Source organism: Mycolicibacterium moriokaense (assembly GCF_010726085.1).
Taxonomy (GTDB): domain Bacteria; phylum Actinomycetota; class Actinomycetes; order Mycobacteriales; family Mycobacteriaceae; genus Mycobacterium; species Mycobacterium moriokaense.
Genome location: NZ_AP022560.1, coordinates 89,130 through 104,269 on the forward strand (window position 1 = coordinate 89,130; position 15,140 = coordinate 104,269).

Sequence of the window (15,140 nt, forward strand, 5' to 3'; positions counted from 1 at the left end):
GCTACCGGCGTTCCTGCAGCCGCGCGTAGCCCGCCATGACCGGCTCACCGTCCTGGTTTACTGTCGACACGTCCAGTTCCACGATGCGCAACCCACCTTCGTCCGGGTCCTCGGTCGCGGTGACCGTGGCGGTCGCGGTGAGAGTGTCGCCGGGCCACACCTGCCGCCGGAAACGCACACCGAGACCTGTGAGCTCACCGTCCTCGATCCAGTCGGTGATGACCTTGGCCGTCAGGCCCATGGTGAGCTGGCCGTGGGCGATGACGCTGGGATAGCCAGCCGCTTTCGTGGCGTAGACCTCGTCGGTGTGCAACGGGTTGTAATCGCCCGACGCGCCGGCGTACATGACGATCTGGGTTCGGGATAGGTCCTCGACCACCGTTGCGTCGCGCCGGTCGCCGACTGACAATTCGGCGAGCTTCATTGGTCTACCGCCCGCTCGGTGACCACCCGCACCCGCCGAGCCGTCACGGCGAGTTCTCCGCGCTGGTTGACGAAGCGGGTGATCTCCTCGGAGAACCGCAATGTTCCGCCACGTGCACTCTGCTTCTCCCAAGTTTTGCCGGCTTCCCGCGAGACGGTCAGGACGTCACCGGGACGCAGCGGAACGTGGAATTCGTAATGCTGCTCGGCATGCAAGCTGGTGCCACCCCCGGAGGAGGCGGGGACGAAGCCGGGTCCGCGACCCGAGCCGTTCCACTCGGCGCCTGGCCTTGGGCGGTAGGGCCACTCGGGATCGAACTGCGCCGCGGCGGCCACGAACGTCGGAGGGGCGACCAGTCCGCCACGTCGGCGCGTGCTCTCGTGGTCCTCATCGAAGTAGACCGGATTGTCGTCGCCCAACGCCCGCGCGAACATCAGGATGTGCCCGCGCTCCACGGGAAACCGGAAACTCTGCGCCTCCTGGGCTGACGCATCGTCAGTCATGAGCGCTGCCCTTCGGGCACTCGGGGCTCGCGGGGCAACCCCAGTACGTGCTCGCCGATGATGTTTCGTTGCACCTCACTGGTACCGGCGTAGATGGTGCCGGAATGCGCCACCAGAAATGTGTCCTGCCACGGGTCCAGGGCATAGTCAGGGCCCGCCGGCCGCACCATTGCGGCAGGACCTGCGATCTCCAAGGCAAGCGCCCCGAGCCGCAGGTGGTATTCGCTCCACGCCAGCTTCCACGTCGACATCTGCGCTCCTGGCTGCACGCCGGCGGCGACCTCTGCCACGGTCCGCTGCCAACTACTGCGCAAAATGGTGACCTGGGTCTTGGCCCAGGCCAGCTCGCGGCGCACGAGAGGGTCGCGATGCCGCCCTTGTCGTCGGGCGAACTCCACCAGCTGTTCGAGTTCACGTTCGCGAGCCGCCAGCACCATGGTGGTCGCGCGTCCGGCTCCGCCGCGCTCGAATCCCAGGGTGGACTGCACGACCTGCCATCCCTGCCCGAGCCCGCCGATCACCCCTGACAAAGGTGCCGTGGTGTTGTCGAAGAAGATCTCGGCAAACTCCGCAGCACCGGTGATCTGCCGGATGGGGCGGACTTCGATGCCGTTGTGTCCGGGGGTGAACTCGGTGATCGCATAGGACAGTCCGCAGTGCTTCGAGGCCGTGGGGTCGGTGCGGCACAGGACGAAAATCATGTTTGCGGTGTTGAAGCGGGAGGTCCACACCTTCTGCCCGCTGATCAAGAGATGATCACCCTCCACGACCGCGCGGGTCCGCACCGAGGCCAAGTCCGATCCCGATTCGGGCTCAGAGAATCCCTGGCAGTACCGGTGCTCGCCGGAAATGATCCGCGGCAGGTAATACGCCTTCTGTTCCGCGGTGCCGTGCAGGATGATCGAGGGACCGACCATCGACTCCCCCTGCACGCGGTCGATACGCGGGACTCCGGCTCGATAGAACTCTTCGTCAAGAATCGTCATCTGTGGCGCATCCCAGCCGCGTCCCCCGTACTCGGTGGGCCACGCGGGACAAATCAGCCGCGCCTGCGCACACCGCTGCTCCCACTCTTGGAACAAGGGGTGGCTGTGGGCGCCGGCGAGCTCGGATTCGCTTTGCCGGCTGCTCACCGAACCGGGCAGGTCGGCCCGAAGCCGCCAATCGATCAGATCTGCCAGTCCAACCGGAGCGTTGTCGGCGACCCAATCGCGCAACCGTGCCCGCAACTCCTCAACGGGCACCTCAAGGCCGGTCATCGGGCCACCGCCGCGGGTTCACCGTCCCCTGGTGGGACCTGAGCGCATCCAGCCAACGCTTGCACGGTGCGCGATACGCACGGCTTGCCGAGCTGTCCGGCCATCCACAGGCTGACCGACACAAGCTCGCCGAGGTCGACACCCGTGTCTATGCCCAGACCTTCCAACATCCACACCAGGTCTTCGGTGGCCAGGTTTCCGGCCGAACTCTCCGCGAACGGGCACCCCCCGAGTCCGCCTGCCGAGCTGTCGATGGTGCTGATTCCCGATTGCAGCGCCACCAGCACGTTGGCCAGAGCCTGTCCGTAGGTGTCGTGGAAATGCACCGCGATCGAGCCCACATCGATGCCCGCAGACACTACGGCCTCGATGAGCGCCTTGACCTGGCCGGGCGTGCCGACACCGATCGTGTCGCCCAGCGCCAACTGCGTGCAGCCCAGGTCCATCATTCGGGTGGCGACGTCGACCACCTGCGCGATCGGCACTGTTCCTTCCCAGGGGTCTCCGCAGCACATTGACACGTAGCCGCGCACACCGGCCCCGGCCTCGCGCGCCCGCGCCACCACCGGGGCGAACATCGCCAACGACTCGTCGATGGTGCGGCCCAGGTTGCGCCGCGAGAACGTTTCGGTCGCGCTGCCGAACACGGCGATATCACGCACACCGCGACTGAACGCTCGATCCAGCCCACTGACCGTCGGCACGAGCACCGGGTAGCGTCGGCCGGCATCGAGGTCCAAGGCGTCGACGACCGCTTCGGCGTCGGCGAGTTGCGGCACCCGCGCGGGGTGTACGAAGCCGGCTGCCTCGATGGTGCGCAGTCCGGCGGCGCCGAGCCGTTCAATGAACTCGACCTTGACAGGGGTTGGGATGACGCCCTTTTCGTTCTGCAGGCCATCCCGGGGACCCACCTCGTAGATCGTCACCCGTTCCGGCAGGCCGGTGGCGGGCACCCGGCTTGGCATACGCATTACCATGGGGGCCTCACACCACGCCACGGTTGTGCAGTGCTGCAACGTCGTCGGCGCTGTAGCCGATCTCGGCGAGCACCTCGTTGGTGTGTTCGCCCAGCGCGGGCGCCGGGCGCGTGATGTCGAAGGGTTGACCGCTGACCGGGGCCGGCCAGCCGGTGCTCGTGTAGGGACCGGCCACCGGATGTTGGGAATGATGAACGATCTCGCGGGCAGCCAGGTGGGCGTCGGTCAGGGTGTCGGTCTTAGAGTTTGCCGGACACAACGGGATGTCGTACATCCGCGCGGTGTCCATCCATTCCGCGGCGGTGCGGGAGCGGAAGACAGGAATCAGTTCGTCGAGCAGGTCGGCTTTACCGCCGTCAGCGAAGTCGACCGCGAACGTCTTGTTCTGCACGTCGAGTAGGTCGTCGCGATCGATCGCCCGGCAGAAGTTGTCCCAGAACTTGTGCTCGATGGCGGCGAGCAGCACGATCTTGTCGTCCTTGGTTTGGTAGTAGGTGTACTTCGGGCGACGACGCGGATCCAGGCCGACCGGTGGCGGAGGGTTTCGCCGGTCGGTAATCCGGTCCCTGTTCCAGGCGATCACCGCATCCAGGCTTTGATTGGCCAACACCGCGTCGGCTCCTGCGGCATCGATGTAGCACCCCTGGCCCGTCTTGTCGCGATGGCGCAGCGCCGCGGCTGCGGTGAGGGCCGCGTAAAGCGCAGTCGACAAGGGTCCGTCAATCGAACCGGGGAAGTACAGGCCTTCAGGGTCAACGACCTCGGTGACGACACCGTCATCGGAGACCCGAAACTCGGACTGACCGGCCACCGCACCCATCATGTACCCGTGCACCGGGATCTGGCTGTAGCTCCCGCGTGTCCCGAAACCATTGGCCTGGCAGTAGATGATGGAGGGCTTGACAGCGCGCTGCGCTTCGTAGCCGATGCCGAGTTTGTCGCACGCGTCGCCGGCGAATCCATCGACGAAAATGTCGGCCGTCCGGAGAAGTTCGAAGAAGATCGTGCGGCCCTCATCGTTACGAAGGTTCACCTCGACGCTGCGCTTGTTGCGGTTGCAGAAGAGGTGAAAGACGCTGTTCTGGTCGGTGATGCGGTCGCCAAGTTCACGCAGATAATCACCGGTCCCCGGCCGCTCGATCTTGATGACGTCGGCGCCGAGGTCCCCGAGCAGCCTGCTGGTCTGGTCGCCGGTGGGCAGCATGGCGCACTCGAGCACCCGAATGCCCTCCAACAGCTTGATCATGTGCTTCAACACTCCCTTCCGGCGCCGTGAACCACGCGCAGCTGAGTATTCTAACCTAATTCAGATTAGGGTCAATGTCCAGGGGGTATTGTGAGGCTCCGGCCGGTGCCGCTGGCCGTCGCGGAGAAACCGCAGCATGCGGTGACTCTCACAGTGCACCTGTCTGCTGTATCGACCAAAACTCACATAGAATCAACAATCGTGCAGAAGACCGGAGTTCGGGACAAACGGAGCGTGAGGTGCACTGATGGCTAACAAGCGCGTCCGCCCCGGCAAGAAGGGCGTGGCGACTCGGGCGCGGATTCTCGATTCGGCCGCCCTCACGTTCCGCAACAAAGGGTATGCCGGCACCCGGCTGTCTGACGTCGCCGCGGCCGCGAACACCCAAGCCGGCAGCCTGTACTATCACTTTCCCTCGCGAGAGGAACTCGTCGAAGAGGTCCTGCGGGTCGGCCAAGAACGCACCAGCGGCTTCGTGCGGCGACGCGTCGCCGCCCTTCCTGACGACGCGTCCGCCCTCGACCGGCTTCGCGAAGCCATCTCCGCGCACCTTGACACCGTCCTGGAAATTGGCGACTACACCGCGGCGACAATCCGAATAATCGGCCAAGTTCCCGACGAAATTCGCAAGCGCCGAATCCACGAACAGCGCGAATACGGAGAATTCTGGCGATCACTTGTGAATGCCACTCAAGACTCGGACGATATCCGCACAGACCTCAACAGTTCGGCGATGCGGATGCTGCTGCTCGGCGCGATGAACTCCGTGCCCGAGTGGTTCCGACCCCGCGCCGATGGAATGTCCACGACCGAGCTCAAAGCGCAATTCGATTCGCTGTTCCTCGAAGGCCTCGCGGTACATCGCCAGGCGACCCGGTCGATCGACAACAACCTGGCCGCCATCGCCGTCGCGGAGGAGGAGGTCCTTCGCGCAAGTCGAGCCGACGACACCAAGTCCGAGGGTGCCCAACGAATCCTTGATGCGGCCGCCAAGGTCTTCCGGGAAAAGGGTTACGCCGGCGCCCGGCTGGCCGATGTCGCGGCAGCTGCTGGGATCCAGACGGGCAGCATGTACTACTACTTCAAGTCCCGTGAGCACCTTGTGGTCGAAATGGTGCTGGTCGCCTGGAAACGCACTGATAATCTGGCCCGCCTGAGCGTCGACGCACTCCCCGCCGACGCCACGGCGCTGGATCGATTATCCACCGCAATGGCCGCCCATCTGCTGTCTGTGCTGCGAAACACCATGTACACCTCGGCCCTCGTGCGCATCCTGGGTCAGATCCCCGACACCGTCCGCGACCAGACCGTCAACCACCAGCGTGCCTATCTGGAGTATTGGCACGGCCTCATCGAGGACGCCATCGCCTCCGGTGAGATCAGGAAGAACACCGACTCCTCGGTCACCACGATGTTGATCACAGGTGCGTTGAACTGGGCGGTCGAGTGGTACCACCCTGACGGTAACCTGAGCCCCGAAGAGTTGGCGCGCCAGGTTGCGACTTTGGTGTTCGACGGAGTCACCAAAGTCCCCGCCGAACGACAAAGCCTCCAGAATTCGTCGACCGCCACCGATCGACAGAAGCGTGCACCGCGGTCAACCGCGGCGTCCAGGAAGTCGAAGGTCCGCTAGAGGCCCAGGTCGCGTCCGACGATGTCCTTCATGATCTCGGTGGTGCCCCCAAAGATGGTCTGGATCCGGGCGTCGACGTAGTCTTTGGCCACCCTGTACTCGTTCATGTAGCCGTACCCACCGTGCAGTTGGACGCAGGCGTCGACGACCTTCTTCGCAAGCTCAGTGCACCACCATTTCGCCTTCGCGGCCTGCACCGCGGTCAGTTCGTCGTCCACCACGGCGCGCAGACACCGGTCGATGTACTGCTCGGCGATGTCCAACTCGGTGTCCAGTTCGGCGAGCACGAACCGGTTGTGTTGGAAGCTGCCGATCGGCTGCCCAAACGCCTTGCGGTCCTTGGCGTATTCGAGTGTCTGCCGCCATGTTTCGCGCGCACCGGCAACCGCGCCGACCGCTATGGACAGCCGCTCCGAGGGTAGGTTGCGCATCAGGTGGTAGAAACCGCGATTCGGCTCGCCCAGCAGGTTGCGGCCGGGGATCCGCACACTGTCGAAGTGCAACTCGGCAGTGTCCTGGGCGTGTTGACCCATCTTGTCCAGTTTGCGCCCGCGGCTGAAACCCTCCATACCGCGCTCGACGACCAACAACGAGAACCCTTGATGACCCGCGTCGGGATCGGTGCGGGCCACCACGATGACCACATCGGAGTTAACCCCGGCTGAGATGAATGTCTTGGAGCCGTTGAGAATCCAGTCATCGCCGTCACGCGTGGCAGTAGTTCGGATACCGGCCAGGTCGCTACCCGCCCCGGGCTCACTCATCGCGATCGCACCGATGATCTCGCCGGTGATGTAGCCGGGCAGCCAGCGAGCCTGCTGCTCCTCGTTGGCCAACGATTTCAGGTACGGGGCGACGATGTCGTTCTGCAAACTCAGCGCCGGAGTCACGGAGCCGAACTTCGCCAACTCCTCCACGATCACCGCATTGAACCGAAAATCATCCGATCCGCCGCCGCCGAACCGCTCGGGCAGATTGAATCCGATGAGCCCGTACTTGCCGGCCTCTACGTAGGCGGCGCGATCCACGAGACGTTGCTGTTCCCATTTCTGGGCCTGTGGGGCCACAACAGACTCGATGTACTGTCGCGCTGTTTCGCGCAACTGTTCGTGTTCGGGTTCAAAAACCAGTCGCTTCATCGGTATGCCTTTCCAACGGGTTGTCGTCTCCGGACCGCCGCTCTGGGCGTTGCACCGATCACGGCTTCGGCCGTGAGTTCTTCTCGGCACTCGTCCGTCCCGCGGCGCTCGATTGAAATCTAACCAGAATCAGATTAGATTGCATATTCATGCCGTCTCAACGAAGCAGCGCCGCGACGGGTGTCGTGGCCTGCGCGGCCTACCTTCCGTTTCATCGTCTGCAGCTGAGCGAGATCGGATCGGTGCTCGGTGGTGCTCAACCCCCCGGCACCCGGTCGGTGGCCTCCTACGACGAGGACACCACCTCGATGGCCGTCGAGGCCGCGCGCGCTGTTCTGCGTGGCCTTCCGCCGGAATCGATGCCGCCGCGGGTGTACTTCGCCACGACCGATCCGGCATATCTCGACAAGACCAATGCCGCAGTCATTCACGCCGCCCTCAACTTGCCTCGCAGCACCTTGGCGGTCGATCTCGGTGGGGCACCACGCTCAGCGCTGGGTGCGCTTCTGGCCGCTGCCGACAGCCCCGAGGGTGCTCTGGCCGTCTTGGCGGACATGCGCACCGGCCTTCCCGGGAGCGCCGACGAACGGCAGGGCGGTGATGCCGCCGCGGCGGTTCTGTTCGGTCCCGGTACTGCCGAGGCTCCGATACTGGCTGAACTGATCACCAGCGCGTCGGTTACCGAGGAGTTTCTCGATCGCTGGCGCGTCCCGGGAGCACCGACGTCGCGGGTATGGGAAGAGCGGTTCGGGGAGCATGTCTACGTCCCGTTGGCCATGGATTCGTTTGCGGCCGCACTTAAACAGGCCGATCTGACCCCTGATGGTGTCGATCACCTGGTCGTGTGCGGCCTGTCGCCTCGGGCGAACCGACAGTTCGCGGGCGCCAGCGGTGTCCCACGCGGGGCCCTCAGCTCGGATTTGACTTCAGCGATCGGCAACCCGGGAACCGCCCAACCCGGTGTACTTCTCGCCGACGTGCTCGAACGCGCGCAACCCGATCAAGTGATCGCGCTCACTGTGCTGGCCGACGGTGCTTCGACATTGATCCTGCGCACCACCGACGCACTTGACGGCCATCAACACACGGCACCGACGGTCGCCGATCAGATTGCGGCGGCCGACGACTCACTCAGTTACGGCACCTTCCTGACCTGGCGCGGCATGCTGCGTCGCGAACCGCCCCGCAGGCCCGAACCCGAGGCGCCCGCCGGACCGCCCAGTCATCGATCCGAGCAATGGAAGTACGGCTTCGTAGGTTCTCGCTGCGAAGAATGCGGCACCGTTCACCTACCGCCGGTACGGGTGTGCTACCAGTGCGGCTCTGCTGATCGTATGCATCGCCAACCGATGGCCGACACGGCGGCGCGGGTGGCGACGTACACGATCGACCGGCTCGCCTACACCCCCAGCCCGCCGATGATCGCGGTGGTCGTCGACTTCGATGGCGGCGGACGTTTTCGCTGCGAACTGACCGACAGCTCTGCGGAGGTGTCGATCGGAGGCTGGGTCGAAATGACCTTTCGACGGCTGACCACATCGGGAGGCGGGGTCCATAACTACTTCTGGAAAGCCCGCCCGGCCCGCCGCAAGACCGAGGAGAGCTGACATGGCTACACACGGAATCTGTGACCGCGTGGCGATCATCGCGATGGGCTGCACCGACTTTGGGGAGCATTGGGACCGCTCGGTCGATGACTTGGTGATCGATGCGGTGAACTGCACGACCGCAAGTGCCGGGGTGGCGCTGCACGATATCGACGCGTTCTGGCTCGGGACCTACACCTCGGGCCTGTCAGGACTGAGCCTGAGTCGCCCCCTGCGGTTGCACGGCAAGCCGGTGAGCCGCGTGGAGAACATGTGCACCACCGGCTCGGAGGCGCTGCGCAACGCCTCCTACGCCGTAGCCAGTGGCGCCTACGACATGGCGATGGCGGTCGGCGTCGAAAAACTCAAGGACTCAGGCTTCTCCGGACTGCTGCGCCCCTCGATACCCTCTGACGGCACCGGCGGCACCCTCGGAACAACCAGTGCGCCAGCAAATTTCAGCCTGCTTGGTCCGGCGTACGCGAAGAAGTACGGGGTCGACCCCGGCGAGCTCAAGGAAGTCATCACTCGCATTGCCTGGAAAAACCACCACAACGGTGCCCGCAACCCGCGCGCGCAATTCCGCAAAGAGGTCTCCACAGAGACGATCTCATGCTCCCCGTTGGTCGCCGGACAACTCGGCGTGTTCGACTGCTCGGGTGTATCTGACGGCGCCGCCGCCGCTATCGTCGTTCGAGCCGAAGACGCCCATCGATACACCGACAAACCGCTGTTCATCAAGGCGCTCTCACTGGTCTCCGGGGCCGCCGACGGCAATGTCGACCCCGGCTACGACTTCACGACGTTCCCGGAGGTGGTTGCCTCGGCGCAGAACGCCTACGCCGAAGCCGAGATAACGGACCCGCCGTCCGAGATCGCGATGGCCGAGGTACATGACTGCTTCACCATCACCGAGCTGGTACTGATGGAGGATCTCGGCTTCGCCGAGCGGGGCACCGCCTGGAAGGCAGTACTAGCGGGCACTTTCGACCTCGACGGAAGTTTACCGGTCAATCCCGACGGTGGGCTCAAGGCCTTCGGACACCCTGTGGGCGCCAGTGGGCTGCGGATGATCTTCGAATGCTGGCTGCAGCTTCGCGGCGAAGCCCCTGAGGACAGACGGATTCACACAGTCGCCCCCGGCAGAACCATCGGCCTCACCCACAACCTCGGTGGAGGCCCCGGTGAATGTGTCTCGTTTGTGTCCCTCGTCGGCACGGAACCTAACTCCTAAGCCTGAGCTTCGCGGCTCACCGAGACATCTCGCACGGCAACCACGCCATCGGATCCCACCTGACCGTGACCGAACCGCCAGAACTGGTCGATCTGGATCAATGAACGTCACGGGCACGACCGCGCGGTGGCGGAGTCAGACCAGCTGCGCTGGGCGGCTACCCAAACCGCGGGCGGTGAGGGCAAACGTCGCCGACACAAGCACGAGCTGTCGTCGACGAGTGAAATCGGCGACGCCGCTGGGGGCTAACTACTTCGACCTGAAAAAGTCGGGGCGTGGCGGTCCCTGAGCTGGTGTTTGTTCGGCGCGATGGTGGCCTCGAACCCTTGGGCAAGAAGGGATCGAGGCCATCGTGCTCAGAACTGTAAATGACCAGTTGTCGTTGTGGGATGCAATCCTGCCGCCGGAGCTGTTGGTGTTGCCCGGCGAGTTGGCCCGGGTAGACGCGCTGCTGGACGATCCGGTGTTCTTCGCGCCGTTCACGCCGTTCTTCGATCCGCGGATCGGGCGGCCGTCAGTGCCGATGGAAACGTACCTGCGGATGATGTTCCTGAAGTTCCGCTACCGGCTGGGCTTCGAGTCACTGTGCCGCGAGGTGGGGGATTCGATTTCCTGGCAACGCTTCTGTCGTATCCCGTTCGGGACGCGGGTGCCGCATCCGACCACGTTGATGAAGCTGACCAGCCGATGCGGGGAGGCCGCGGTCGCCGGACTCAATGACGCGTTGGTGATCAAGGCGGCCGACGCGAAGCTGATCCGGACCGACAAGGTCCGCGCCGACACCACGGTGGTCGAGGCCGCGGTGGCCTATCCGACCGATTCGGGCTTGTTGGCCAAGGCCGTGGGTGGGATCGCGAAGACGGTGAAGCGGATTCAGGCCGCTGGCGGAGCGACCCGCACACGGGTCCGTGATCGCAGCCGGTCAGCAGGTCAGCGAGCCCGGTCGATCGACGCGAAACTACGGCTACGCGGTGCGGCAGCCCGCGAGGAGGGCCAGGCAGCCGTGCTGCGGATCACCGGCCAGCTGGCCGACCTCGCCGATGCGGCGATCGCTGACGCCGACGTGGTGATCCGCAATGCTCGCAGGGGTTTACGGCAGGCGACGGGCCGACGCCGCGGTCGACTGCAGCGGGCGATCAACGACCTGAGCACCCTGCTCCAGCGTGCCGAGCAGGTGGTGGCTCGGACCCGCAGCCGGCTGGCCGGGGTGGTGCCGGATTCGGCTAGTCGCATCGTGAGCTTCCACGATGTCGATGCCCGTCCGATCCGCAAGGGCCGGCTCGGCAAGCCGGTGGAATTCGGCTACAAAGCCCAGGTCGTCGACAACGCCGACGGGATCATCCTCGACCACAGCGTGCACGTCGGAAACCCTCCGGACGCCCACCAGCTGGCGCCGGCGATCGCCCGTATCACCGAGCGGACCGGGCGGACCCCCACCGCGGTGACCGCCGACCGCGGCTACGGCTACGCCTCGGTCGAGAACGATCTGCACGAGATCGGGGTGCGCCGGGTGGCCATCCCCCGAGCCAGTAGACCCGGCGCCGCCCGGCGGGAGTTCGAACATCGAAAAGCATTCCGCACCAAGATCAAATGGCGAACCGGATGCGAAGGCCGGATCAACCACCTCAAACGCAGCTACGGATGGAACCGCTCCGAATTAACCACACTGACCGGAGCCCGCACCTGGTGCGGACACGGAGTCTTCGCCCACAACCTGGTCAAGATCAGCGCCCTGGCCGGGTGACAACCAGTTCCCCACCCGAGCGGCCCATTCGAAACAGGACCAGCCAGAGGCCGCACTGGCCATCAACCCTTTTTCAGGTCGAAGTAACTAACGCGCGATGCGCACTGGGAGGCTCACCGGACCGCGGGCGATTGAAACGCGGTAGGTGGGCTTGAAATCGGCGGGTATCTCAAACACGCTCAGGGCGCAGATCGCCCGAATCATCGCTTTCACTTCGCGTCGGGCAAGGTGGTTGCCCAGGCAGCGGTGGATCCCCGCGCCGAAGGCCACGTGGGATGCGGCATTGGCCCGCTGGAAGTCGAGGTGGTCAGGGTTCGGGAACTGCGCGGGGTCACGGTTGGCGGCGGCCCAGTTGATCACGATCCGATCGCCTGCATGCATTGGGCAGCCACTCATCTCGACATCCTTCGTCAGCGTACGGCCCGCTGCGGTAACCGGCGCTTCAAGACGCAAGAACTCGTCAGCCGCGCGGTCCAACAGTTGCTCACCGCCATCGATGAGCGTTTGTCTCACTTCGGGTTGCTGGGCGACGCTGAGCGCGACGCTGGCAAGACCACCCATCGTGGTCTCCATACCCGCCATGATCATGAGGTTGAGAGTTTCCATTCGCTGCCGCTCGTCGAGTTCGAGCCCATCTGACCCGTCGAGGCCGAGATGGGCGATCACACCGGGCACGTCGTCCCGGCGACCTTCCTGTCGCCGCCTTTCAAGTAGTTCGGCATCCCACATCAATAGTCGCGGCACCAATTCCAGTGCTCGTTCCGGCGCAGCAATGAGACCTTGCAAAGTCTCGATGATCCAATCGAGCTCATCTTCTTTCTGACCGAGGAACCCGACAAAGAACACCAGCGGAGGCAGACGCTGGGTGAACTCGGCGATGAAGTCGACCGTGCCGTCACCCGCAGCAGCGATCGCCAGGCATCGATCGATAAGTCCGTTGACGATGTCCTTGATCTCGTCTTCCCGTTCCTGTAACGCGTCTGGGGTAAAGAACGGATTGAGCGCCTTGCGGATGTCTCGGTGCAACGGGGGGTCGGTTTCGAGAGGGATCATGCGCAAGACGTCGAGATTGAACTGGACCGGCGATGCGCCCTGGGCACTCGAGAATGCCCGCCAGTCGGTCGCCGCGGCCATGACGTCGGCGTAATCGTTGATGAACCAGTATCCGGAGTCCGAATCGCTCCACGGTTGATCACTCCAGCCCACCGGGCAACGTTCACGGAGATCGTTGACCTTGGGCCAGAAGTCGGCCACCAACTCCGGATCCAGGATGTGGAACTGGCTCGGTTCGATGCGAGACGAGGCGGCGGTTCGCTCGGTGGAACTGGTCATGGCGGACTCCTTCGGGCGAGGGAACTCCCGCGCCACTTGGGGGCGGTGTATGTCCAAATTTTAACATGAATCTAAGCAGAATTAGGTGAAAAAAATTAGATCTTGCGAGCGAGTTCGAAGGCCTGACGGGTGGCAAAGGAGATCCGCCGCGGCGCGTACGCGTCGCCAAGTACGTGGAGCGAGGGTACGCGGCCGGCGAGATCGTCGTAGAGCCCCGCGTCGGAGACACCACCACAGGCCAGCACCACCGAGTCGAAGTCGCAGACCGAACTGGGTGCGCCCGAATAGATGTTCCGCAGCATCAAACGATCGGTTTCGACGGAGACCAGTCGTTGGCAGACCGTAATCTCCGCGCCCGCGCGGGAAAGTTTGGCAAGCGGGGCGCCGATCGAATATGGGCCGACAAGCGGAGCAATCGACGGCGAGGCATAAATGACTCGGACCTGTTTGCCGAGATCTGCAAGAAAGCCGGCGATGGTCAGCGGCTGCATGTGGTCTTCCATCGCGATGACGACCACTCGGTTGCCGACGTCGACCTTGCCGTCCAAAACGTCGCGTCCCTCAATGATGTGCGGCAAGTCGATGCCGGGCACGGTGGGCCGCCGCGGCATCGCCCCCGTCGCCACAGCGACGACCGTGAAGCCCGCGGCCAGGATGCGCTCGGAAGTGGCGGTGTATCCGGTCTGGACTGTCACGTTGAGCCGTTCGAGCTGGCGCCGCTGGAAGTCAAGATATTGCAGGTACGAAGATTGGTTCTCGGCGGCACGGGCGGCCGTGCGGACCTGACCTCCGAGTTCAGCTTCACGTTCCCAGAGACTCACGGAATGACCCTTCGCCGCCAGTAGTGCGGCCAGTTCCAACCCGGCGGGCCCACCGCCTGCGACGAGTACCGACTGCGGCCTGCCGGCCGGAGCGGGCTCGGCTTCTGTTTCGCGCCCGACTCCGGGGTTGACTGAACACCCGAATCGCAACCCCTCCACAGTGACTCTGTGGATGCAGTCATTGGTCCCGATGCAGGGGCGAATCCCGCCCAGGTTTCCTGCGGCGGCCTTGGACACGAACTGGTCCTCGGCCAGCATCGCGCGGGCGATACCCACTACGTCGGCGTGGCCGGCTCTAATGACGGCCGCCGCGGTCTGCGGATCGCCGATGCGGCCGGTGTAGACAACGGGTACGGTCACCAGCTGGCGAATGTGGCCTGCGGCTTCAGCCCACTGCGCAGGTCGGTAGTGGTGGGTCTGGAGATAACTCGGCGCACCCCAGTTGTTGCCGACAACGAAGCTGAGGTAGTCCACCAGACCGGTAGCTCCAAGGGTTGCTGCGATCTCGGCGCCACCACGGAGGTCATAGCCTCCGTCGAACATCTCGTCGAGAGATAATCGCACACCGACGGTGAAGTCCGTCCCGACGTCGTCGCGGATGGCCTGCAAAACGTCGGTGATGAGCCGAAGGCGCCGCGCGGGGTCACCGCCGTAGGCATCCGCACGCAGATTGGTCGCTGGCGAGAGGAACAGTTGCAACAGGTCACCATGATTCGCATGCAACTCGACTCCATCGAGTCCGGACACCTGGCACTCGCGCGCCGAGAACGCGTATTCCGAGATGAGGAACTTGATCTCGTCGTGGCCCAGAACGTGTGGAACGACGTTGGAGGCGTAGGTGGCCAGCATCGGCGATGGCGCGAACGGGGCACCACCTTGCACGGTCAGCTGGGCGGTGGCGTAGGCGCCCGCCGCGTGGATGGCCTCAGCGTATTGGGCGGCGCGTTCCCGGAAGACCGGCAGTCGGAAGTCACCCCGTCGCGCCCCGATCCCACCCGGTTCGAAGCCGGGAATGAGTGGTTTGTCGATGTAGCAGTTCAGACCGCCAATCCAGGCTGCCCCATCGCGGGCGCGATGTTGGAAGTAGGTGACGAATCGGTGGGCTTCCTTGGTGGTTCCGAAGGGATTGCCGATAAGCCGGGCGTGCGGCGGCAGCATCACCCGGTTGCGCAACTGCATGGTCCCGATTCGGATCGGCTCAAACAGCGCCGCGATATCGGTGGCCGGCTCGGTCATTGCGGG

General features: G+C 64.4%; 12 protein-coding genes. 4 read left to right on the top strand and 8 right to left on the bottom strand.

All coding sequences use genetic code 11. The annotated features are described in order from the left end of the window. Position 1: 1 nt before the first annotated feature. The 5 genes from G6N43_RS00410 to G6N43_RS00430 are packed head-to-tail and all read right to left on the bottom strand — an operon-like array spanning position 2 to position 4,409. The gene (locus tag G6N43_RS00410; protein ID WP_083157641.1) at positions 2 to 424 is read right to left on the bottom strand and encodes a MaoC family dehydratase; all 423 of its coding nucleotides are present in this window, start codon (positions 422 to 424) and stop codon (positions 2 to 4) included. After that, on the bottom strand, positions 421 to 927 hold the full coding sequence (locus G6N43_RS00415; protein ID WP_083157640.1) for an FAS1-like dehydratase domain-containing protein: 507 nt from the start codon (positions 925 to 927) through the stop codon (positions 421 to 423). The genes G6N43_RS00410 and G6N43_RS00415 overlap by 4 nt, the downstream gene beginning before the upstream one ends. Then, positions 924 to 2,186 carry an acyl-CoA dehydrogenase family protein gene (locus tag G6N43_RS00420; protein WP_083157639.1) on the bottom strand — a complete coding sequence of 421 codons (1,263 nt, stop codon included), beginning with the start codon at positions 2,184 to 2,186 and terminating at the stop codon, positions 924 to 926. The genes G6N43_RS00415 and G6N43_RS00420 overlap by 4 nt, the downstream gene beginning before the upstream one ends. Beyond that, a complete protein-coding gene (locus G6N43_RS00425) occupies positions 2,183 to 3,151 on the bottom strand; it encodes a hydroxymethylglutaryl-CoA lyase (protein ID WP_234810334.1) in 969 nt (322 codons plus the stop codon). The genes G6N43_RS00420 and G6N43_RS00425 overlap by 4 nt, the downstream gene beginning before the upstream one ends. Positions 3,152 to 3,170: 19 nt before the next feature. Beyond that, positions 3,171 to 4,409, bottom strand: coding sequence for a CaiB/BaiF CoA transferase family protein (locus tag G6N43_RS00430; protein ID WP_083157638.1), 1,239 nt, complete (start codon positions 4,407 to 4,409; stop codon positions 3,171 to 3,173). Between the two features lie 247 nt (positions 4,410 to 4,656). On the opposite strand from G6N43_RS00430, the gene G6N43_RS00435 reads away from it, so the two are divergent. Beyond that, complete coding sequence (locus tag G6N43_RS00435) at positions 4,657 to 6,042, top strand: TetR-type transcription factor C-terminal domain-containing protein (RefSeq protein ID WP_234810333.1); 1,386 nt, start codon at positions 4,657 to 4,659, stop codon at positions 6,040 to 6,042. On the opposite strand, the gene G6N43_RS00440 is transcribed toward G6N43_RS00435, so the two are convergent. Beyond that, on the bottom strand, positions 6,039 to 7,181 hold the full coding sequence (locus G6N43_RS00440) for an acyl-CoA dehydrogenase family protein (protein ID WP_083157637.1): 1,143 nt from the start codon (positions 7,179 to 7,181) through the stop codon (positions 6,039 to 6,041). The genes G6N43_RS00435 and G6N43_RS00440 overlap by 4 nt on opposite strands. A gap of 149 nt (positions 7,182 to 7,330) precedes the next feature. On the opposite strand from G6N43_RS00440, the gene G6N43_RS00445 reads away from it, so the two are divergent. The 3 genes from G6N43_RS00445 to G6N43_RS00455 all read left to right on the top strand — a co-directional run bounded on the left by G6N43_RS00445 (position 7,331) and on the right by G6N43_RS00455 (position 11,745). Continuing rightward, positions 7,331 to 8,788 carry a zinc ribbon domain-containing protein gene (locus G6N43_RS00445; protein ID WP_083157636.1) on the top strand — a complete coding sequence of 486 codons (1,458 nt, stop codon included), beginning with the start codon at positions 7,331 to 7,333 and terminating at the stop codon, positions 8,786 to 8,788. Between the two features lies 1 nt (position 8,789). After that, positions 8,790 to 10,001: an acetyl-CoA acetyltransferase gene (locus tag G6N43_RS00450; protein WP_083157635.1), complete on the top strand. Its 1,212-nt coding sequence runs from the start codon at positions 8,790 to 8,792 to the stop codon at positions 9,999 to 10,001. Positions 10,002 to 10,353: 352 nt separating this feature from the next. Further along, entirely contained in the window at positions 10,354 to 11,745 is a 1,392-nt protein-coding gene (locus G6N43_RS00455; protein WP_435404777.1) for an ISNCY family transposase, read from the top strand. An 87-nt stretch (positions 11,746 to 11,832) separates the two neighbouring features. Here the strand turns inward: G6N43_RS00455 and G6N43_RS00460 are convergent, their stop codons facing one another. Beyond that, positions 11,833 to 12,999, bottom strand: coding sequence for a cytochrome P450 (locus G6N43_RS00460; protein ID WP_234810332.1), 1,167 nt, complete (start codon positions 12,997 to 12,999; stop codon positions 11,833 to 11,835). 173 nt (positions 13,000 to 13,172) lie between these two features. After that, on the bottom strand, positions 13,173 to 15,134 hold the full coding sequence (locus G6N43_RS00465; RefSeq protein WP_083157633.1) for an oxidoreductase: 1,962 nt from the start codon (positions 15,132 to 15,134) through the stop codon (positions 13,173 to 13,175). Positions 15,135 to 15,140 lie beyond the last annotated feature (6 nt).